20 protein-coding genes are annotated in these 19,614 nt (G+C 70.1%); 13 read left to right on the top strand and 7 right to left on the bottom strand.

The features are described from left to right. Positions 1-21: 21 nt before the first annotated feature. Positions 22-429: a hypothetical protein gene (locus tag ACFW0G_RS28810; protein ID WP_378328546.1), complete on the bottom strand. Its 408-nt coding sequence runs from the start codon at positions 427-429 to the stop codon at positions 22-24. Between the two features lie 194 nt (positions 430-623). On the opposite strand from ACFW0G_RS28810, the gene ACFW0G_RS28805 reads away from it, so the two are divergent. The 6 genes from ACFW0G_RS28805 (at position 624) to ACFW0G_RS28780 (ending at position 9,035) form a co-directional block, all read left to right on the top strand. Next, a complete protein-coding gene (locus ACFW0G_RS28805) occupies positions 624-2,522 on the top strand; it encodes an intein-containing Rv2578c family radical SAM protein (protein ID WP_378328545.1) in 1,899 nt (632 codons plus the stop codon). Positions 2,523-2,620: 98 nt separating this feature from the next. Beyond that, a complete protein-coding gene (gene aspS / locus ACFW0G_RS28800; protein ID WP_378328544.1) occupies positions 2,621-4,393 on the top strand; it encodes an aspartate--tRNA ligase in 1,773 nt (590 codons plus the stop codon). Then, positions 4,393-5,334 (top strand): DUF389 domain-containing protein, encoded by a 942-nt coding sequence (locus ACFW0G_RS28795; protein WP_378328543.1) that lies wholly within the window; start codon positions 4,393-4,395, stop codon positions 5,332-5,334. Before aspS ends, ACFW0G_RS28795 begins: the two co-directional genes overlap by 1 nt. 78 nt (positions 5,335-5,412) lie before the next feature. Further along, positions 5,413-6,597, top strand: coding sequence for a phosphotransferase (locus ACFW0G_RS28790; protein WP_378328542.1), 1,185 nt, complete (start codon positions 5,413-5,415; stop codon positions 6,595-6,597). Between the two features lie 152 nt (positions 6,598-6,749). Then, complete coding sequence (locus tag ACFW0G_RS28785) at positions 6,750-7,607, top strand: SGNH/GDSL hydrolase family protein (protein WP_378328541.1); 858 nt, start codon at positions 6,750-6,752, stop codon at positions 7,605-7,607. A 51-nt stretch (positions 7,608-7,658) separates the two neighbouring features. After that, positions 7,659-9,035 carry a replication-associated recombination protein A gene (locus ACFW0G_RS28780; RefSeq protein ID WP_378328540.1) on the top strand — a complete coding sequence of 459 codons (1,377 nt, stop codon included), beginning with the start codon at positions 7,659-7,661 and terminating at the stop codon, positions 9,033-9,035. A 90-nt stretch (positions 9,036-9,125) separates the two neighbouring features. On the opposite strand, the gene ACFW0G_RS28775 is transcribed toward ACFW0G_RS28780, so the two are convergent. Beyond that, the gene (locus ACFW0G_RS28775; protein ID WP_378328539.1) at positions 9,126-9,740 is read right to left on the bottom strand and encodes a class I SAM-dependent methyltransferase; all 615 of its coding nucleotides are present in this window, start codon (positions 9,738-9,740) and stop codon (positions 9,126-9,128) included. 130 nt (positions 9,741-9,870) lie between these two features. Here ACFW0G_RS28775 and ACFW0G_RS28770 point away from each other — a divergent pair, with 130 nt between their 5' ends. The 6 genes from ACFW0G_RS28770 (at position 9,871) to ACFW0G_RS28745 (ending at position 15,573) form a co-directional block, all read left to right on the top strand. Then, the gene (locus ACFW0G_RS28770) at positions 9,871-11,001 is read left to right on the top strand and encodes an acyl-CoA dehydrogenase family protein (RefSeq protein ID WP_378328538.1); all 1,131 of its coding nucleotides are present in this window, start codon (positions 9,871-9,873) and stop codon (positions 10,999-11,001) included. Next, complete coding sequence (locus ACFW0G_RS28765) at positions 11,001-12,029, top strand: methylthioribose-1-phosphate isomerase (protein WP_378328537.1); 1,029 nt, start codon at positions 11,001-11,003, stop codon at positions 12,027-12,029. Before ACFW0G_RS28770 ends, ACFW0G_RS28765 begins: the two co-directional genes overlap by 1 nt. After that, positions 12,026-12,742 (top strand): acireductone synthase, encoded by a 717-nt coding sequence (gene mtnC, locus ACFW0G_RS28760; protein ID WP_378328536.1) that lies wholly within the window; start codon positions 12,026-12,028, stop codon positions 12,740-12,742. The genes ACFW0G_RS28765 and mtnC overlap by 4 nt, the downstream gene beginning before the upstream one ends. Then, positions 12,739-13,371, top strand: coding sequence for a methylthioribulose 1-phosphate dehydratase (mtnB, locus tag ACFW0G_RS28755; protein ID WP_378328535.1), 633 nt, complete (start codon positions 12,739-12,741; stop codon positions 13,369-13,371). Before mtnC ends, mtnB begins: the two co-directional genes overlap by 4 nt. After that, the gene (locus ACFW0G_RS28750; RefSeq protein WP_378328534.1) at positions 13,368-13,946 is read left to right on the top strand and encodes an acireductone dioxygenase; all 579 of its coding nucleotides are present in this window, start codon (positions 13,368-13,370) and stop codon (positions 13,944-13,946) included. Before mtnB ends, ACFW0G_RS28750 begins: the two co-directional genes overlap by 4 nt. 154 nt (positions 13,947-14,100) lie before the next feature. Continuing rightward, positions 14,101-15,573, top strand: a complete 1,473-nt coding sequence (locus ACFW0G_RS28745; protein ID WP_378328533.1) for a trypsin-like serine protease — start codon at positions 14,101-14,103, stop codon at positions 15,571-15,573. 18 nt (positions 15,574-15,591) lie between these two features. Here the strand turns inward: ACFW0G_RS28745 and ACFW0G_RS28740 are convergent, their stop codons facing one another. The 3 genes from ACFW0G_RS28740 to ACFW0G_RS28730 form a co-directional block, all read right to left on the bottom strand. Continuing rightward, positions 15,592-16,026, bottom strand: a complete 435-nt coding sequence (locus ACFW0G_RS28740; RefSeq protein ID WP_378328532.1) for an SUKH-3 domain-containing protein — start codon at positions 16,024-16,026, stop codon at positions 15,592-15,594. Then, positions 16,023-16,169: a hypothetical protein gene (locus tag ACFW0G_RS28735; RefSeq protein WP_378328531.1), complete on the bottom strand. Its 147-nt coding sequence runs from the start codon at positions 16,167-16,169 to the stop codon at positions 16,023-16,025. The genes ACFW0G_RS28740 and ACFW0G_RS28735 overlap by 4 nt, the downstream gene beginning before the upstream one ends. A 468-nt stretch (positions 16,170-16,637) precedes the next feature. After that, positions 16,638-17,120 carry a hypothetical protein gene (locus tag ACFW0G_RS28730; RefSeq protein WP_378328530.1) on the bottom strand — a complete coding sequence of 161 codons (483 nt, stop codon included), beginning with the start codon at positions 17,118-17,120 and terminating at the stop codon, positions 16,638-16,640. Between the two features lie 45 nt (positions 17,121-17,165). On the opposite strand from ACFW0G_RS28730, the gene ACFW0G_RS28725 reads away from it, so the two are divergent. After that, positions 17,166-18,092: a hypothetical protein gene (locus tag ACFW0G_RS28725; protein ID WP_378328529.1), complete on the top strand. Its 927-nt coding sequence runs from the start codon at positions 17,166-17,168 to the stop codon at positions 18,090-18,092. Positions 18,093-18,096: 4 nt separating this feature from the next. On the opposite strand, the gene ACFW0G_RS28720 is transcribed toward ACFW0G_RS28725, so the two are convergent. After that, positions 18,097-18,702, bottom strand: a complete 606-nt coding sequence (locus ACFW0G_RS28720; RefSeq protein ID WP_378328528.1) for a TetR/AcrR family transcriptional regulator — start codon at positions 18,700-18,702, stop codon at positions 18,097-18,099. A gap of 11 nt (positions 18,703-18,713) precedes the next feature. Beyond that, positions 18,714-19,586 carry a 3-hydroxyacyl-CoA dehydrogenase family protein gene (locus ACFW0G_RS28715; protein WP_378328527.1) on the bottom strand — a complete coding sequence of 291 codons (873 nt, stop codon included), beginning with the start codon at positions 19,584-19,586 and terminating at the stop codon, positions 18,714-18,716. Positions 19,587-19,614 lie beyond the last annotated feature (28 nt).

Below are 19,614 nucleotides of genomic sequence, written 5' to 3'. Positions count from 1 at the left end.
TCGCCGGGGAAACCCGAGTCGTCAGGATTCGAGCAAGGACACGCGGACCCAGTTCTCGGTTGGTTTGAGTGCCGCCAGGACAAGAGTCACCGCCGCCGGGACGACCAGCGCCGCGAGCACGATCAGGATGATCGAGCCGGCACCCGCTGTGAGGGTGTTGTCCTTGACCTGGACCAAAACGACCGCCAGCGCTGCGCCTTGGACGACCGCTGCCGCGCTGCCCGTGAGAGTGAGCCAGCGTCCCGGCTTCCTCCTGCGATACAGCTGGATCCCGCCGATCAGCAGGAACGGAGCCTGCACCGCGAATTCGCCCAGCAACAAGGGCGGGAAGCTGCCAAGGATGTGCTGTGATCCCAGGAGGACCACCATGAGCACGCAGGCGGGAATGGCCGCCAGCCCGCCGAGCGCGGCCAGCACCGCGGCGGTCACGGGCACGCCCGCACCGGACCTCGCCGAGCCCGGAAGGCCGACCGGCGGCATAGGCGGGTATTCCATGTTCGTTGCTCCCCAGTTGCGTCGCGACCTTGGCGCACAACACACATCTTGGCGACGCCGATCAGCGTTACGGCCAGGGCGCGTCGAGCGCCGGATGTGACCGAACCGGTTTGACATTGCTTTAGAACATGTGTTCGACTGGCGGAGTGCGATGGGAACGACAGCGGGTGGGGGTGGAGCCGGTACTGCCAGGCTTGGAGGGCCTGGTGCGAACGGTGCGGCCACCGGAGTTCGACGGCGTCACCTTTCACGAGGTGCGGGCTCGTTCGGTACTGAACAAGGTGCCCGAGGGCTCCGGTGTCCCGTTCGGATGGACGGTCAACCCGTACCGCGGCTGCTCCCACGCCTGCACGTACTGCCTGGAGGGCGGCACCCGGATCCTGCTGGCCGACGGGCGCACGCGGGCGCTGTCCGAGCTGCGCGCCGGTGACCGGATCTACGGCACCCGCGGGCATGGCGCGGCACGCAGGCTGGTGCCCACCACCGTGCTCGCGCACTGGTCGACCGTGCGCGAGGCGTACCGGGTGACGCTGGAGGACGGCACCCGGCTCGTCGCGGGGGAGGACCATCGGTTCCTGTCCGGGCGAGGGTGGCGGTTCGTGACCGGCAGCAGGCTCGGCGTCGCGCAGCGGCCGCATCTGGCCGAGGGCACCGAACTCGTCGGCGTGGGCCGGTTCGCCGCGACACCGGACGACACGCTCGGCTACCGCGCCGGGTACCTGTGCGGGATGCTGCGCTCCGGCGGGTTCGCCGGTGAACCGGACGCGACGGCGCGCGCGGTGCGGTATCTGCCGGATTTCGGCTCCTCGGTGGGGTTTCTGCGCGTCCCGAAGACACCCGACGCGCACTGGCGGCACGGTTTCCTCGCCGGTGTCTTCGACCTCGCGGGCGGCTACCGGCGCGGCGCGCTGCGGATCACCCACGAGGAGCCGGAGATCGTCGACGCGCTGTGTGCCGCGCTGGAGGCGTCCGGCTTCGGCTACGACCGCGGCGAGCAACGGGTGAAGCTGCGCGGCGGTACCGCCGAGGTGATCCGGTTCCTGCACGCCTGCGATCCGGCGGTCGGCTGGAAGCGGTCGCTCGACGGGACGGCGATCGGCGCGAGCCGCCGCCGGGTGGTCTCGGTCGAACCGCTCGGGCTGCGGCTGCCGTTGTTCGACATCACCACGGGCACCGGCGACTTCGTGGCCGATGGAATGGTGTCCCATAACTGTTTCGCGCGGAACACCCATACGTACCTGGATTTCGACGCGGGCCGCGACTTCGACACCCAGGTCGTGGTGAAGGTCAACGCGCCGCAGGTGCTGGCCGCGCAGCTGCGGCGGCCCGGCTGGACCCGCGAGCACGTCGCGATGGGCACGAACACCGATCCGTACCAGCGGGCCGAGGGCCGCTACCGGCTGATGCCGGGCATCATCACCGCGCTCGCCCGCTCCGGAACACCGTTCTCGATCCTCACCAAGGGCACCGTGCTGACCAGGGACCTCCCGCTGCTGGAGAGCGTCGCGGCGGACGTCCCGGTGCGGCTGGCGGTGTCGATCGCGCTGCTCGACCGCGACCTGCAGCGGCGGCTCGAACCCGGCACGCCGAGCCCGGCCGCCCGGCTGGACCTGGTCGCGAAGGCGCGGGCCGCGGGGCTGCCGTGCTCGGTGATGGTGGCCCCGGTACTGCCGTGGCTGACCGACTCGGCCGAGGCGCTGGACGCGCTGTTCGGGCGGCTCGCCGACGTGGGCGCGAGCCGGGTCACCGTGCTGCCGCTGCATCTGCGGCCCGGCACCCGCGAGTGGTTCGCCCGATGGCTGGCCAGGGAGTACCCGGCGCTGGTGCCGCGGTACAAACAGCTGTACGCGCGCGGCAGCTACGTCACCAAGGCCTACCGCGAGCGGCTCGGCGAACGGGTCGGGCCGCTACTGCGGCGGCACGGCCTCGACCTGCCGGAGAACCTGCCCGAGCAGCGGAGCCACCGTGTCGAACCGGCGGCCGAGGCCGTCCCGGCGAACCCGGCGGAGCAGCTCCGGCTGCTGTGAGCCGCCGGGCCTGGTGACGCCGCGCCCGGTGCGGTTCGTTAGCCTGTGCGCTTGGCGAAAACCGCCCGGAATCCCCCTGCCGAAGGAGAGCAGTCGCAGTGCTCCGCACTCACCAAGCCGGCACCCTGCGTGCCGAGCATGCTGGTCAGACCGTCACCCTCACCGGATGGGTGGCGAGGCGGCGCGATCACGGCGGCGTGATCTTCATCGATCTCCGGGACGCGAGCGGGGTCGCCCAGGTCGTCTTCCGCGAGGGCGAGATGGCCGAGCGCGCACACCAGCTGCGCTCCGAGTTCTGCGTCCGCGTCGTCGGCGAGGTCGCGACGCGGCCCGAGGGCAACGCCAACGCCGAGATCCCGACCGGCGACATCGAGGTCCTCGCGACCGAGCTGGAGGTGTTCTCCGAGGCAGCGCCGCTGCCGTTCCCGATCGACGAGCGCGTCGACGTCGGCGAGGAGGTCCGCCTCAAGCACCGCTACCTCGACCTGCGCCGCAGCGGCCCGGCGGCCGCGATGCGCCTGCGCAGCGAGGTCAGCCGGGTGGCCCGCGAGGTACTGCACGAGCAGGACTTCGTCGAGGTCGAGACCCCGACCATGACCCGCTCCACCCCCGAGGGCGCGCGCGACTTCCTGGTCCCGGCCCGGTTGCGGCCCGGCTCCTGGTACGCGCTGCCGCAGTCGCCGCAGCTGTTCAAGCAGCTGCTCATGGTCGGCGGCCTGGAGCGGTACTACCAGATCGCCCGCTGCTACCGGGACGAGGACTTCCGCGCCGACCGGCAGCCCGAGTTCACCCAGCTCGACATCGAGATGAGCTTCGTCGAGCAGGACGATGTCATCGCGCTGGGCGAGAGCGTCGTGAAGGCGCTGTGGAAGCTCATCGGCCACGAGATCCCGCTGCCGATCCCGCGCATCACCTACGCCGACGCGATGGCGAAGTACGGTTCGGACAAACCGGACCTGCGCTTCGACCTCGAACTCACCGACATGACGGAGTTCTTCGCCGACACGCCGTTCCGCGTGTTCCAGTCGCCGTATGTCGGCGCGGTCGTCATGGAGGGCGGGGCCGACCAGCCGCGCCGCCAGCTCGACGCCTGGCAGGAGTGGGCCAAGCAGCGCGGCGCGCGCGGGCTGGCGTACATCCTCGTCAACACCGACGGCACGCTCGGCGGGCCGGTCGCGAAGAACCTCTCCGAGACCGAGCGAGCCAACGTCGCCGCGGCGGCGGGCGCGAAGCCGGGCGACTGCGTCTTCTTCGGCGCGGGCAAGGCCGCCGACGTCCAGCCACTGCTGGGCGCCGCGCGGGTCGAGATCGGCAAGCGGCTCGGCCGGATCGACGAGAACGCCTGGTCGTTCGTGTGGGTGGTCGACTTCCCGATGTTCGTGCCGGTCGAGGAGATCGGCGACGACGTCGCGGTCGGCGGTGGCAAGTGGACCGCGCTGCACCACGCGTTCACCTCGCCGACGCCCGACTCGATCCCCAAGCTCGCCGACGACCCGGGCAGCGCCCTGGCCTACGCCTACGACATCGTCTGCAACGGCAACGAGATCGGCGGCGGGTCGATCCGTATCCACCAGGCCGCGCTGCAGAAGCAGGTCTTCGAGATCATGGGCCTGGGCGACGAGGAGGCGCAGGAGAAGTTCGGCTTCCTGCTCGACGCCTTCCAGTTCGGCCCGCCGCCGCACGGCGGTATCGCCTTCGGCTGGGACCGGATCGTCATGCTGCTGTCGCGTTCGGACTCGCTGCGCGACGTCATCGCGTTCCCGAAGACCGGCGGCGGGTTCGACCCGCTGACCGCCGCGCCCGCCCCGATCACCGCGCAGCAGCGCAAGGAGGCGGGTATCGACGCCAAGCCGGTGCCGCCCGCGAACTGATGCTGCACCTGAGGGTGGTGTGCCCGCCGGAACGGACCGAGGAAGCACTCACCGTCCTGCGGGCACACGCCGGGACGGCACATCTGATCGCGCATCGCGGGGTCGCGGTGAGCCCGCCGGGCGACTTGATCGAGGCAGACGTCGCCCGCGAGGCCGCCGACGAGATCGTCGACGCGCTGTGCGCGCTCGATCTCGACCACAGCGGCGGAATCACGCTGGAGGCCGTCGACACGGCGCTGTCCGACGCGGCCGACGCCGCGGAGGAAGCGGCTCCCGGCGAGGGCGCGGATGCCGTGGTGTGGCAGGAACTTCTCGGCCGCACGGGCGAGGAATCCCGCTTCAACGCGACATTCCTGGCCTTCCTCGCCATCGCGTGCCTGCTCGCCGCCGTCGGGGTGCTCACCGACTCGGCGGTCACGATCGTCGGCGCGATGGTGGTCGGCCCGGAGTTCGGGCCCCTGGCGGCGATCGCGGTCGGGCTGGTGCTGCGGCGGTGGGATCTGGTGCGCCAGGCCGGGACCGCGCTCGCGATCGGGTTCCCGGTGTCGATGGCGGTGACGTTCGGGGTGGTGCTGCTCGGCTCCGTCACCGGGCTCTTCGACGTGGACACCGTGGTGAACAACCATCAGGTCGATTTCGTCTACAAGGTCGGGCCGCTCTCGCTCGTCGTGGCGCTGCTGGCGGGCGCCGCCGGGATGCTCGCGATGACGTCGGCCAAATCCGCCGCGCTGGTGGGAGTTTTCATTTCGGTCACGACTGTGCCCGCGGCCGGTTACGCGATGGTCGCCATCGTCGCGGGAAACTGGCTGCGGTTCCTCGGATCCCTCGGTCAGCTCGTCGTGAACCTCATCGGAATCGTTGCAGCTGCGGCCATTGTGCTGATGTTGCGCCGTCGCGTGCAACGTTCCCCGTCGATGGAACGTCCGCTTTCACGCGGGTGATCCTTCTCATCCGCACCGCAGCCGCTTGTCCGGATGTCAGTGGTCATGGTTGCTCAGTCACGAGTAGGGTCGGTGACAATGACAGTCGACACCTCCTCCGCCGACGACTCCACCGTCGGAGCAGGAGCCGAACACCTCGCCGTCGCGGCGGCGGTCGCAGCCGGCGAGTCCGTTCTCGCGCGCCGGTTCGGCAGCACGATCACGCTCGTCGCCCCGGAGGATCTCGCCGGGAGCGGCCCCGCGACGGTGGTCAGAGCGCGTGTCGCTTCCTCCCCGTTTTCCTTGCCGCGCACGCTGGTCATCAAGCACTACCCGGATCCGCCCGAACCGGGCAAACCGGATCCGTACGCGCAGGAAGCCGTCAGCTACCAGTTGTTCACGGCGCTGACCGCGGGGGAGCGGATGTGCCCCGAACTGCTGGCACACGACGCGCGGGACCGGGTCCTGGTGCTGGACGACCTGGGCCGCGCCCCGACGCTGGAAGACAAGCTGAACGCCCGTGACTCCCGCGCCGCCGAGCGCGCGCTGCTGTCATGGGCGCGCTCGCTGGGCAGGCTGCACGCCGGCACCGCCGACCGCGAGGCCGATTTCAACGCGCTGCTGCGGCGGCTGGGCGGCCCGGTGAAATGCGCGGACCTCACCCTGCCGACCTGCGAGCGGGTCGCGGAACTGCTCGAGGAGAAGCTCGACGTGCCGACGCCGGACGCGGTCCGCGAACGGCTGTCGCAGGCGGCCGACCAGGCGCGTTCCCCGGCGTACCGGGCGTTCAGCCCGGTCGACCTCAGCCCGGACAACAACCTCGTCACCAGCGCCGGGGTGCGCTTCCTGGACTTCGAGCGCGGGCTCGTGCGCACGGCGCTCGTCGACGCGGCGTACCTGCGGATCCCGTTCGCGTCCTCGCCCGGTGCGCTCGCCCTGCCCGCGGGGATGAGCGAGGCGATGATCGCCGCCTGGCGCGCCGAGGTCGTCGCGGTGTGGCCCGCCTTCGCCGACGACGAGATGCTGGCCGAGCAGCTGACCACGAGCGAGATGCTGCTGGTGTGGCTCCGCACCTTCGAGATGCTCCCGACGCTGGACCTGAGCCGCCCCGCGACACCGGTGAGCCGCGAGGCCGCACTGGTCACGTGGTGGCGTGAGCTGGCGAAACACGCCGGGTACGCGCGGCTGACGGACATCGCCGAGCACGCCACGCGTGTCGCGGCGGCGCTCGGCGCCCGGCTGGGCCCGCACTCCGACCTGGCCTACTACCCGGCGTTCCGTTAAGGCCACCTTACGGGCACCGGACGCCCGCAAGGTGGCCTTGACGGCACCGGACGCCCATAAGGTGGCCTTGACGGCATCGGGCGCACGCAACTTTCGCCGACGCGTCCTCGCCGCGTTACCCAGTCATCACCGCAGGTGAGTTTCGATGCCCGATGGTCGTCAGCGTGACCGTGATCGGCATCGAAGTCACCGAGTTCCCCGAACCCCACCAGCCGCGCCGCCCGCACCTCGTGCCGGTGGCCCGCCGCGCCGGGCGGCTCGCCGTCCTCGGCGATTCGACCGCCGTCGGCCTCGGCGATCCGCTGCCGCGCCGGGGCGGCTGGCGCGGGGTCGGCCCGCTGGTCGCCGCCGCGCTCGGCGTCGAACCGGACGGCTACCTCAACCCGTCGTTCACCGGCGCGCGGATGAGCTGCGTGCGTCGCGATCAGCTGCCCGCCACGGTCGCGCACCGGCCGGACGCCGCCCTGCTCGTGGTGGGCATGAACGACACGCTGCGCCCGGATTTCGACGCGGACGCCATCGCGGCCGACCTCACCGTCGTCCTGCGGGAGCTGGCCGCCGTCGGCACGACCGTGATCCCCGTCCGCTACCACGACCACGCGAAGGTGTTCCGGCTCCCGGCGTCGATCCGCCGCGCGCTGAGCGCCCGCGTCGCCGAGCTGAACGAGGCCATCGACGCCGTCGTCGAGCGCGAGGGTGTGCCGTGCCTGGACCTCGCCACCATGCCTGGCGCCTACGACCTCGCCGCGTGGAGCGTCGACCGGCTGCACCCGTCCGAGCTGGGACACCGCATGCTGGCGCAGGGATTCACCGCGCTGCTGGCCGAATCCGGGTTCGAGATCGCCGAACCGGTGAGCCTGACCTGTTCCGGCGGCGCCGACCCGAGCACCGCGGCGCACGTCGGCTGGCTGGTGTTCAAGGGCATCCCGTGGCTGTGGCGCCGCGGCGGCGAGTTCCTGCCCTACGCCGCGGCCATCATGTGGCGCTCGTTCCGTGAGCGGGCTCGCTGACGTCGCATCCCGTGGCGATTCGTGTCGGGGGTAGCGGCTAACGTCGACACCGTGGCGCAAGACGAACTCTTCACGGTGAACCCCGACCTCGGTCCGCCGCCGGAGCCGACCGAGGCGAATCCGGAGCTCACGCAGGCGGACCCGGCGAGTTCGCCGCTGGCGGTGCGGATGCGCCCGCGCTCGCTCGGCGAGGTCGTGGGCCAGCAGCACCTGCTGCGCGAGGGCGCGCCGCTGCGCAGGCTCGTCGAGGGCGCGGCGCCCGCGTCCGTGCTGCTCTACGGCCCGCCGGGCACCGGGAAGACGACGCTGGCGAACCTCGTCTCCATCGCCACCGGGCGCCGGTTCGTCGCGATGTCCGCGCTTTCGGCCGGGGTGAAGGAAGTCCGTGGCGTCATCGAGGAAGCCCGCCGCAGACGGGCCTACAACGCCGAGAACACCGTGCTGTTCATCGACGAGGTGCACCGGTTCTCCAAGACCCAGCAGGACGCCCTGCTCGGCGCGGTCGAGGATCGCACCGTCCTGCTCGTCGCGGCGACCACCGAGAACCCGTCGTTCTCCGTGGTCTCGCCGCTGCTGTCCCGCTCACTGGTGCTCCAGCTGCGCCCGCTGACCGACGACGACATCGTCGAGGTGCTCGAACGCGCGCTGGCCGACGAACGCGGTCTCGGCGGCGAGCTGACGCTGACCGAGGACGCGCGGGCGCACCTCGTCCGCCTTGCCGGGGGCGACGCGCGCCGGGCACTGACCGCGCTGGAGGCGGCGGCCGACGCGGCGGGTTCCACCGAGGGCAAGACCATCGACCTCGCCGTCGTTGAGTCCACAGTGGACAAGGCGGCGGTGCGCTACGACCGCGACGGCGACCAGCACTACGACGTCATCAGCGCGTTCATCAAGTCCATCCGCGGGTCCGATGTGGACGCCGCGCTGCATTACCTGGCACGGATGATCGAGGCGGGGGAGGACCCGCGGTTCCTGGCGCGGCGCCTGGTGGTGCACGCCAGCGAGGACATCGGGATGGCCGACCCGACCGCGTTGCAGTCGGCGGTCGCCGCCGCGCACGCCGTCCAGTTCATCGGCATGCCCGAAGGCAGGCTCGCGCTGGCGCAGGCCACCGTGCACCTCGCAACGGCGCCGAAGTCGAACGCCGTCATCACCGGCATCGACGCGGCACTGTCCGACGTCCGCGCCGGCGGGATCGGCACCGTGCCACCCCATCTGCGCGACGGGCACTACGCGGGCGCGAAGCAGCTCGGCAACGCGCAGGGCTACCGCTACCCGCACAACGTCCCCGAAGGGGTGCTGTCACAGCAGTATCCGCCGGACGAGCTGGTGGGCAAGGACTACTACCACCCGACGCAACGCGGAGCCGAACGGACACTCGCCGAACGCGTCCCGAGACTGCGCCGCACCATCCGCGGCGAACGGTGAAGGCTCCCTGGGGAAGTGCTGGACGGCGCCCGTCCGGCGACGCCAGTCGTATAACGCCCTATACGACTCGTCCGCGCCGATCGCACTGGGCTAGCCGATGGGCTTCACCCAGGTCAGGGAGTATCGGCGGAGCAGGTGCCGCCGATAGCGGACGTTGGGCAGCAGCCGCCGCGCGGTAGCCCGCACCTCCGCATAGCTCATCCGCGGGGACATCGCGGGCATCCCGTCCGGACCGTGCGCGCGGCGCAGTGCCTTGGTGATCCGCACGACCGGGGCCGCCGCGATCGTCACCGCCCAGTCCGCCGCGCTCGCCTCCCGGGCCAGGCCGACCACCACCAGCGTGCCGCCGGGGCGCAGCAGCTCGCGCATGCGGGTGAGGGCCGCTTCGTAGTCCATGTGATGGATCGTGGCCACCGAGCAGATGAAGTCGAATCCCCCGGCGGGGAGATCGGCGGCGAGGAAGTCGCCTTCGAAGAACGTGAGACGCGGGGAGCCGCCGGCGAGTTCACGGGCGCGCGCGATCATCTCCGGCGAGGCGTCGATACCGGTGACGTGCCGCGCCGGACCGGCCAGCTTGCGGGCGAGCAGACCGTCTCCGCAGCCGACGTCCAGCGCCTCGGCGCATCCCTCGGGAACAGTGCGGAGGATGCCGGGGTGCCGGGCGACGTTGGTGTTCCAATAGGGCTTCGGATCGGCTTGGCGCATCGGATCATGGTAGGAACACCGAGCCGTTCTTTCGGCGTGGTCCTCATGGGGCACTGAGATCGGCGTCACTCGCGTCATGGCCGCGTCGCATGGGACGGTGGGACCACCCCGACGAGGTGGGAGGTGCCCCGTGACCCAGCCGTGGCGTGACGTTGCCACGAAGCTCGCCGACGTCCTGGCCGCCGACGCCGCCGAGCGCGACCAGGCCGGCGGCGAGCCCGTGCGCGAGGTCGAGCTGCTGCGGGAGTCGGGGCTGCTCACGCTGCTGGACTCCGGGGGATGGGCGGCGGCCAACGAGGTCACCCGGATCGTGGCCGCGGCCGACGCGTCGGCCGGGCATCTGCTCGGCTACCACTACCTGCAGCTGTGGCGCGCCGGATTGTTCGGGACGCCGGTGTCGAGCCGGCCGGACTGGTTCTGGGCCGGGGTCAGCAACCCTCTCGACGCCGCCCTCCGCCTGACCCCATGCGGCGACGGCTTCACGCTCGAAGGGGCCAAGACGTTCGCGACCGGGGCGTCGGTCGCCGATCGGCTGGTGGTGAGCGGGACCCGTGCCGACACCGCCGAGAAGCTCACCTTCGTCGTCGACACCCGCGCCCGCGGCGTGACGTTCGCCGGTGACTGGGACAACATCGGGCAGCGGCTGACCGCGAGCGGCGGCGTGCGGTTCGCGGGCACGCGCGTCGACGCCGGCGATGTGCTCGGCGTCCAGCCGGAGAACCCCGCCGATCCCCGCTGTCCGCGGATCTCCTTGGCGGCGCTGGGTTTCCAGCTCATGCTCGCCCAGGTCTACGTCGGCACGGCGCTCGGCGCCCTCGACACCGCCGCCGCGTACACCCGCGACCGAAGCCGTGCCTGGATACTGTCCGATGTGGACTCCGCGGACGCGGATCCGTACGTGCTGGCAGGCTACGGCGAGCTGGTGGCCACGGCGCGCGCGGCCGGATTCGCGGTCGACGCCGCGGTGACGGCGCTCGGCCAGGCCGACGAGCGCGGCTGGGACCTCACGCACGAAGAGCGAGCGGAGGCCGCGATCGCGATTTCCGGCGCCAAGGTCGTGGCCGGCCGGATCGCGGTCGAAGCGACGTCGAAGATCTTCGAGTTCACCGGCGCCCGCGCCACCGCGACGAAGTACGGGCTCGACCGGTTCTGGCGCAACGCGCGCACGCTGACCCTGCACGACCCCGTGGCCTACAAGGCCCGCGAGGTCGGTGACCATTTTCTGCGCGGTACGCGGCCCACGCTGTCCGGGTACAGCTGATGTCCCTTCCCGTACTCGCCGACAGCGTCCGGCTGGCCGACGACGGCGTGCACATCCTGGACCGACGCCGTTTTCCGATCGAGCGGGAGTGGGTGCGCTGCGCCACCGCGGAAGACGTCGCCGTGGCCATCGAGGACATGGTCACGCAGTCGTCCGGCCCGTACTTCGCCGCGCTCGGCGCGATGGTGCTCGCCGCGCGCGAGGCGTCCACACTCGAGCCCGCGCCGGCACGTGCCTATCTCGGACGTGCCGCTGATCGTGTTGTCAGTACCCGGAAAACCAACAACCACCTCCGCAAGGCCGTCTGCTTCGTACTGTCCTCAGTGGACACCGCAGGCTCGGTGTCGGGTGCCGAACTGATCGCGGCGGCCGAGTCGGGTGCCCGGCTCGGCGACGAGCGATACCGCGCGCGCAGCCGCGCACTCGGGACGTACACCGCGGAGCTCCTGCCCGCCGGGGCGACCGTGCTCACGCACTGCTGGGCCGATCTGTACCTGGTCGAGCTGGTCCTCGCCGCGCGGCGAGCGGGCAAGGAGCCGGCGTTCGTCTGCACGGAAACGCGCCCGTACCTGCAGGGCACGCGCTTGACCGCGGAAACGCTGGCGGAGCTGGACGTGGCCACGACCGTCGTCACCGACGGCATGGGCGCGGCGACACTGGCTTCGGGGGAGATCACCGCGCTCGTCACGGCCGCCGACCGGGTCACGATGGACGGCCACGTGGTCAACAAGATCGGCACCCTCGGCCTCGCCGTCGCGGCGCACACGTTCGGCGTCCCGTTCCACGCCATGGTGCAGGCGCCGGACCAGGCCGCGCCGACCGGTTCGGACGTCCCGATCGAGTACCGCGACGGCGAAGAGGTGCTGAGTGTGCTGGGCCATCGGGTCGCGAGCGAACGCGTCCGTGGCCGCTATCCCGCTTTCGACGTCACTCCACCGCGGTTCGTCACCACGGTGGTGACCGACCGGGGCGCGTTCGCCCCGGGACGGCTCGGCGAGTACTACGCAGAAGGGGAACCCAACCAGTGACCACCACCCTGACCGCCCGGTGGGCCGTGCTCGACATCGAGGGCACGATGACGCCCACGAGCCAGGTGCATGTCGTGCTCTACGACTACGCGCGGCCACGGCTCGGCCCGTGGATCGAGGAGCACCCGGGCGATCCCGAGGTCACCGCCGCCGTGACGCAGACGCGGCATCTCGGCGGGCTCCCGGAGTCGGCGTCCACCGCCGAGGTCGTCGCGGTGCTGCACGGCTGGATGGACGAGGACCGCAAGGCCGCTCCGCTCAAGACGTTGCAGGGCCTGATCTGGCAGCGGGGTTACGCCGCGGGCGAACTGACCACCGAGTTCTTCGCCGATGTCGCGCCCGCGCTGCGTGCCTGGCACGGCGCGGGAGTGCGGCTGGCGGTGTTCTCCTCCGGCTCGGTCGCCGGGCAGATCGCGTCGTTCTCCCGGACCACCGACGGCGACGTCACCGGGCTGTTCGAGGCGCACTTCGACACCGTCAACGCCGGGCCGAAGCGGGAGAAGTCCTCGTACCGGGCGATCACCTCCGCGCTCGGCGCCGAATCCGCCGACGTGGCGTTCTTCTCCGACGTCCCGGCCGAACTGGACGCCGCGGCGGCCGACGGCTGGCAGACCGTGGGCCTCGCGCGGGACGGCGAGCCATACGGCGACGCGGATTTCGGCGCCCATCGGACGGTCCGGTCCTTTGCCGGGGTGGGGCTGGTGCCGCTGTGACAGCGTTGGAGGCGGCCGGACGCGCGCTCGCCGCCGAGTCGGCGCGGTACGCCGCGATGGGCTGGATGCGGGGTACCTCCGGCAACCTGTCGGTGGTACTGGGCCGTGATCCGCTCCGCCTGGCGGTCACCGTGAGCGGGCGCGACAAGGGCGAGCTGTCGATGGACGACGTCGTCCTGGTCGACGAGCGCGGCGAGGCCGTCGCCGATCAGCCCTTCCCGGAGAAGACGCCGTCGGCCGAGGCCGGACTGCATGCCCGCATCGCCGCCGTGTCCGGCGCGGGCGCCGTCGTGCACGTCCACGCGCTCGCGCCGGTGGTGGCCGCGGAGCGCTGGCCGGACGGCGTGCCACTGCGGGACCTCGAGATGCTCAAGGGCTTCGGGCGGTCCGCGCACGACGACCTGGTGACCGTGCCGGTGATCGCGAACGGTCAGGACATGTGCGCGCTGGGTGACGCGTTCGAGGCGGGCTTCGCGGCCGACACCCCGGCGCTGATCGTCGCGCGGCACGGCGTCTACGTCTGGGGCACCGATCTGACGCAGGCGAGGCACCGGCTGGAATGTCTCGAGTGGTTGCTCCGGTTCACCGTGGAGACGACACTCGATGCTGGTGGAAGGGGAGTGCGATGACCTTGCTGACGGTGTGGCCGGACGACCGGCCCGAGCAGGTCCGGCTGCGGACCGAGGACACCGAGACGATCGTCGCCGAGCTCAAGCGCCTCGGCGTGCGGTTCGAACGCTGGGAGGTCGTCGCGGACCTGCCGAGGGAGGCGACGCAGGAAGAGGTGCTCGCCGCCTACCGCGCGCGCATCGACCGCGTCATCGAGTCCGAGGGTTACCAGGTCGTCGACGCCATGCGGATGACCCCCTCGAACGACCCCGCCTGGGCGGACGAAGCCGCCGCCGCGCGCCGGAAGTTCCTCGCCGAACACACCCACGACGACGATGAAGACCGCTTTTTCGCGCGCGGCTCCGGCGTGTTCTACCTACACGTCGACGGACAGGTGTACGCGATCCTGTGCGAGGCGGGCGACCTGCTGAGCGTCCCGGCGAACACCACGCACTGGTTCGACATGGGCACGCGCCCGGACTACATCTCGATCCGCTTCTTCCACGACGACGGCGGCTGGGTCGGCAATTTCACCGGCGCGGCGCTGGCGGACGATTTCCCCGACTTCGACACCCTGACCGCTTCACGTAGCTGATTTCGCGAAGCTTTCTTAACCCGGTCGTGGACTTGTCGCCCGGCTGCTCCCGTAGCAATGTACGTGCCATAACGACGTAGGTCCGCACGGGGAACGGGGAATACCGATGCCGGGTTTCCGGAGGTGGGGTGCGGTTCTCGCTGCCGTGATCCTCGTGGCCACGGCGACGGTACCCGCCTCGGCGGATCCCGCGATCGTCGGCGGACGTCCGGCGGCACCCGACCAGTTCCCCTACCAGCTGAGCCTCTGGGGCGACGGAGCGTTCCAATGTGGAGCGTCGCTTGTGGACAGGGACATCGTGCTCACCGCGGCGCACTGCGTGGTGCGGTACAACGGTGACGCGAGCCGGGTGGTGATCCGCCACGGCAGCAACCGGCTCGACGGCGGCACCCCGGTCGCGGTCAAGAAAATCGTGGCGCACAAACAGTTCAACCCCGACTCGTACTTCAACGACATCGCGCTGCTGAAGCTCGCGTCCGCGATGACCTACGACGCGCACACCCGGCCGGTCACCCTGGCACCGGCGAACCAGGTCGTGCGCGTGGGCGAGACGCTGACCCTTTCCGGCTGGGGAAAGACGAGCTATCCCGGGGACAACCCGAACGACCTGCAGACCATCGGCTTGAAGGCGCTCGACCTCCAGACCTGCGCGACACGGCTCTCGTCGAAGGGGCCGGTCAGCACCGCCAGCCTCTGCACGACGAGCCCGGAAGGCCAGGGCGCCTGCAAGGGCGACTCCGGCGGCCCGCTCGTGACCGCTGCCGGGACCCAGGTGGGTATCGTTTCCTGGGGTGTCCACTGTGCACTGGGCTATCCCGACGTGTTCACCAGCGTAGGCTCCTTCAGCGACTGGATCCGCGCGAAGCGGCTTGAGCTGGGCACGACCTGCGTGCCCACCGCGCCGATCTTCGCGGTCAACGACGACGTGCTGCTCTACGGGCACCCGGCGGCCACCGACGGCGGCCCGATGGCCCCGGACCGGACCGTCATCGGCAACGGCGGCTGGGCGGCCTTCACCCGGGTCGTCGCCGGGCCCGACGGCGTGCTCTACGGCGTCCGCGCCAACGGCGACGTCTATCGCTACCGATGGACCGGCACCGGTTGGTCCGACGACTCGCGCAAGCTCGTCGCCACCGGCTGGACGGGCTTCGACACCGATGCCACGCGTAACCGCATCACGGTCGACGCCAGCGGCGATTTCTATCTTGTGGCCCCCGATGGCAAGCTGAGCCGCCGGAGCTATCAGCCTGCTTTGGGGACGTGGTCCAGCGAAACGATCGGCGCCGGCTGGAACGCCTACGACCTGATTACCGGCGCGGGCAAGGGTGTGCTGTACGCGCGTACCCCCGGTGGCCTGCTTTACCGCTTCACCTACGACACCGCGACCAAACGCTGGACCCAGACCGAAAAGCTCGTGGGCAACGGCGGCTGGAACACCTTCCGCCGGATTTCCTCGGCGGGCGGCGACGTCCTCTACGCCGTAACCGGCAACGGCGACCTGCGCTGGTACCGGTATCTGCCCTACAGCGATACGTGGGACGACGGTCCTGTCACCATCGGCAACGGTGGGTGGCAGCAGTTCACCGACGTCGAAATCCAGCGCAACGCCTGCACCCTGCCGACCTGATCGCCGCTACTTCGGGCGTCACAGTTCTCGAAGGAATCTGTTGGTCAGGACCAGATTGTCGAGGCAGGAGAGCAGATCCTCGCCGACTTCGCCGAACGCGTCGTCGAAGCCGCCGAACCAGTGTCCGTTCTCCCCGAGCAGCAACATGAGGTACCCCCTGTTGGCAGCCCCCACGGGCACGAGGGTGGTACCCGCACGGGCCGAATAGTCGGCAACCCACCCCGAGGCGGCTTGCGCGCAGATCACGGCCGCGGAAAACCAGGCGTCGTCGGGGGAACCGTCGCGTTCCCAGGTCAGGACGAGCCCCGAGTACTCGCGCAGGAAGTCGATCGCCGCGGGAAAGACCATGTGCCCTTCCTCCCACAGGGCGCGCAGGTCTTCCCCGATCGACACGTCCCGGCCAGGTTTCCAGCCACCCCGCCTGAGCAACTCGATCGCGGGCCGTTCGTTCATCGTGCGTCTATCGGAAGATGTGTTGCCGGATAGAGCAGGATCTCCGCGAGCGTCCACGGGTCGGTCACAGTGTCAAGCTTGTCGAACTCCGATTTCTCGATGTCTATGGTGAAGACCACCAGGCCTGTCTCCGTCGTGCTCACTCCTGCATAGCATCGCCAGCAGCTATGCGGCTGACTCACGGTGCCCTCAGGGCAGATAGCAATCAGTACGACGGACTCGATCTCCTCGCCGCGCGTTGCAATCCAGGTCGATCGCCCAACGGCGCTGTATCCGAGCGTCACAGCCCGATTGCCGAGTTGGATAAGTCTATCCGATGTTACTCTTTTAACGACGTTCGGGACCGGGGCGCCGAGAAGTCCGAGGCGAGGCTCGTCAGCTGTGGAACTTGACATCGTAGATCTCCGATAATATATGGATTCTTGCTGATTACCAGTTTACTACAAATATTCGGAGATCTTCTGTAATGGTCGGATGCTCCGGGCTCCCTGCCCTTCTTAGTAGCTCGGCGATGCGGTGGTTCCCGTTGAGGAGAGTGGTTCTCTTCGAGGAGACGCCGACGTAGCCACCGTCGATCGGGTTTCGGACCGCGTTGAGTAGCTGTTCATCTGTCATTCTAGCGACTTGGGCCAGCTGATCCTGGGTGGGTGGGTTGCCCTCCAGCAGTCCGCGAAGATCACCTGGTAGACCACGTCGGTGCCAGGGAACGCGCCCGGATAGGTGATCGCACTGCCCTCGGCCCGCGGTTCCAGCGCCCGTGGCGCACCGGCGATGCCGAGCCGGATTTCCCGCTCGCCGTGGGCGAAGCCGACGAGATTCTCCGTCGTGGTACCGAAAGAGCTCCGAAAAGTGTTGTGCTCGTTGCCGAAGGCGTAACCCTGGCGAGCCGGAGTCTTCGCGATCCGCGTGTCGATGTCCTGCCAGTGTCCGGCGGCGTCGCGGTAGTGCAGTGGTGTCTGCGAAACCTGCAGCTGCGTCCGCCCGTCCGACAGCGGGAATGCCTTGGTCATGAGTGTGCGGTGCTCGACCTGCTCGGCCAGCCGCTTGGGCTCGGCCGCCACCTGCCCCACCGGCGCGATTTCGTGGCGGGGCACCACATCCGCCGGTCCCGGCGGTGATGGCGGAACACTGCGGTGGGTATGAGCCGCCGGGCTCGAGGCGGCGGACCGCTGCGGCATCGCGGCCGCGATCGGGCCGGTACCGGTGTCGTCGTCACCGACTTCCACGGCTGGGTACGCAAAACCATCGACAGTCAGTTCGGCGCGTCCGGGATGACGCTCTCGGCCGACGGCCGCACCCTGTACGTCGCGCTCGCGTCCGGGGACGCGATCTCCGCCATCGACACCACTACGCTCGCCGAGACCGCCCGCTATCCCACTGGAGCCCAGAGCTGCCCGGCTCATCTCGCCCGCACCGGGACCGTGGTGTGGTTCGGTTACGGCTGCGAGGAATCGTGGAACGGTGGCATCGGCAAACTCGACGCCGTCGCTACCCCGCCCACCGTCACCCTCGACCTGCAGGGCGCCAACGTCCACTTCCACCACGCACCACTGCTCGCGTCGCGGACCGGAGACGCCGGACCGCTCGTGGCCGGCCAAGCGGAGCTCAGCCAATCCGCGGTGTACGTCTACGCCGTCACCGGCGGGAAACTCGACGCCCGCGCGTCCGGCGCCGTCGTCGGCAGCGACCTGACCGACCTCGCCCTCTCCCCGGACGGTAAGACCATCTACACCGCTTCGGGATCTCGCGACGCAGTGGAAGCCTTCAACAGCACCGATCTCACCCGCGCCGGGGCGTACCACACCGGCCAGTACCCGAACGCCGTGGCGACTTCGCCGGACGGCAGGTACATCGCGGGCGGCGTGCGCAATCCGCGCGACGACGTCTACGTGTACGAGACCGGTGGCGCCGTTCCACTGTCCACACTGGACGCTACGAGTGACGGAGTGCTCGCGCCCCGGGGTCTGGCGTGGAGTACCGACAACGAGCGGTTGTTCGCGATCACTCGGCCCGCCAACGGATCGGCGCCCACTTTGCGGGTGCTGGACTCTCCGGCCGGCCGATAAACTGTCAGGGGCCGAGCATTCCCGTCGCGATCGTGTCCACCACCCGCGGAACCGTGCGGGCGCGGAACGCGGTGGCCGGGGCGCCGTGGACGAGTTCCTGCGCGGTGGTTCCTTCGTGCAGCGCGGTGATCAGCAGGGCGAGGTCGCGCGCGTCGCCGGGGGCGAGGCCGGGCAGCAGCGAGGTGAGCAGGTCCGCCATCGCGGTGGTGAGCCGGTCCTCGTGCGGGGCGAGTTCAGCGGCGAGTTCGGGGTTGCGGGCCGCGTGGAGGGTGAACTCCATCGACACGAGAAACCATTGCCGGTCGTCGCGGCGGTGGGCGGCGAAGTACTCCAGGATACGCCCGACGGGGTGGGCACCGGCATCGGTGATGTCGCGGGCGGCGCGTTCGAGGTCGTCGAGGATGCGGTCGGTTTCGGTGTCGTACAGCGCCAGGAACAAGTGTTCCTTGCTGGAATAGTTGGAATAGAACGCGCCGCGGGTCAGGCCGGCGTGGCCGCAGATGTCGCTGATCGAGGTGGCGTGGTAGCCGCGCTCGATGAACAGTGCCCGCGCGCTGCGCATCAAGGCGGCCACGGTCCGCGGGCGGGTCTTCGTCGGCGACTTCGGCATCGGATCCCTTGTCAGGCAGGGTTGGGGTAGTCGTCGTAGAACCCGGCGCCGCTCTTCACGCCGAGGCGGCCGCGGGCGATGTAGTCACGCAGCAGCACGCGGGGTCCTTCGGGGTACTCGGGGTGTTCGGCCGCGTAATGTTCCTCGATGTCGAGCACGACGTCCAGTCCGACCTGGTCCATCATCCGGAACGGGCCGCCGCGCGAGCCGGTGTTGACGCCGAACATGCCGTCGACGTCCTGCGGAGTGGCGACGCCCTCGGCGACCACTTCGAGGCATTCGCGTTTGATAGCCGCCCACACCCGGTTGAAGATGAACCCGGTGCTCTCCTTGCGTGCCTCGAACGGGAAAACCCCGAACTCGGGCAGCGTCGTCAGCACGAAGTCGAGCACGTCCCGGTCGGTCTGGCCGCAGGACATCACGTCGACCGCGTTCTGCGCCGGCGGCATGTAGAAGTGGATGTTGAGCACGCGTTCCGGGTGGTCGACGTGGTCGAGGAACAGGCGGCTCGCGTAGGACGACGAGTTGCTCGCCAGGATCGCGTCCGCGTCGGCGATCTTGTCCAGCTCGCCGAAGATCCGCTTCTTCAGGTCGAGCCGCTCCGGGATCGCCTCGACGACCAGCCAGGCACCTTCGACGGCTTCGGCGAGGTCACCGCTGGCGATCACCTTGCCGGGCGTGCCGTTCTCGATCCTGCCCGCGATCTCGGCGACGTTTTGCTCCACATAGGACACCGCGGCTTCGCGCTGCGGCTGGGCGAGGTCGTGGATCCGCACGGTGCCACCGCGGGTGGCGAACATCAGCGCGATCCGGCGGCCGAGGGTTCCGGCGCCGATCACGGCCACCGGCCGGGACGCGTAGCCGGACGGGACGGCGAAGCTCATGGCACTCAACTCCTTCATCAGGGCTCTC

The organism is Amycolatopsis sp. NPDC058986, from assembly GCF_042741125.1.
Classification (GTDB): Bacteria; Actinomycetota; Actinomycetes; order Mycobacteriales; family Pseudonocardiaceae; genus Amycolatopsis.
This window is presented reverse-complemented; position numbering and strand designations above follow the sequence as displayed.

Bases quoted from the DNA above. Each gene is read 5' to 3' on its own strand.
- ACFW0G_RS28805 (WP_378328545.1), top strand. From the start codon at position 624: ATGTGTTCGACTGGCGGAGTGCGATGGGAACGACAGCGGGTGGGGGTG.
- ACFW0G_RS28795 (WP_378328543.1), top strand. From the start codon at position 4,393: ATGCTGCACCTGAGGGTGGTGTGCCCGCCGGAACGGACCGAGGAAGCA.
- ACFW0G_RS28790 (WP_378328542.1), top strand. From the start codon at position 5,413: ATGACAGTCGACACCTCCTCCGCCGACGACTCCACCGTCGGAGCAGGA.
- ACFW0G_RS28785 (WP_378328541.1), top strand. From the start codon at position 6,750: ATGGTCGTCAGCGTGACCGTGATCGGCATCGAAGTCACCGAGTTCCCC.
- ACFW0G_RS28775 (WP_378328539.1), bottom strand. From the start codon at position 9,740: ATGCGCCAAGCCGATCCGAAGCCCTATTGGAACACCAACGTCGCCCGG.
- ACFW0G_RS28765 (WP_378328537.1), top strand. From the start codon at position 11,001: ATGTCCCTTCCCGTACTCGCCGACAGCGTCCGGCTGGCCGACGACGGC.
- ACFW0G_RS28750 (WP_378328534.1), top strand. From the start codon at position 13,368: ATGACCTTGCTGACGGTGTGGCCGGACGACCGGCCCGAGCAGGTCCGG.
- ACFW0G_RS28740 (WP_378328532.1), bottom strand. From the start codon at position 16,026: ATGAACGAACGGCCCGCGATCGAGTTGCTCAGGCGGGGTGGCTGGAAA.
- ACFW0G_RS28725 (WP_378328529.1), top strand. From the start codon at position 17,166: ATGAGCCGCCGGGCTCGAGGCGGCGGACCGCTGCGGCATCGCGGCCGC.
- ACFW0G_RS28720 (WP_378328528.1), bottom strand. From the start codon at position 18,702: ATGCCGAAGTCGCCGACGAAGACCCGCCCGCGGACCGTGGCCGCCTTG.
- ACFW0G_RS28715 (WP_378328527.1), bottom strand. From the start codon at position 19,586: ATGAGCTTCGCCGTCCCGTCCGGCTACGCGTCCCGGCCGGTGGCCGTG.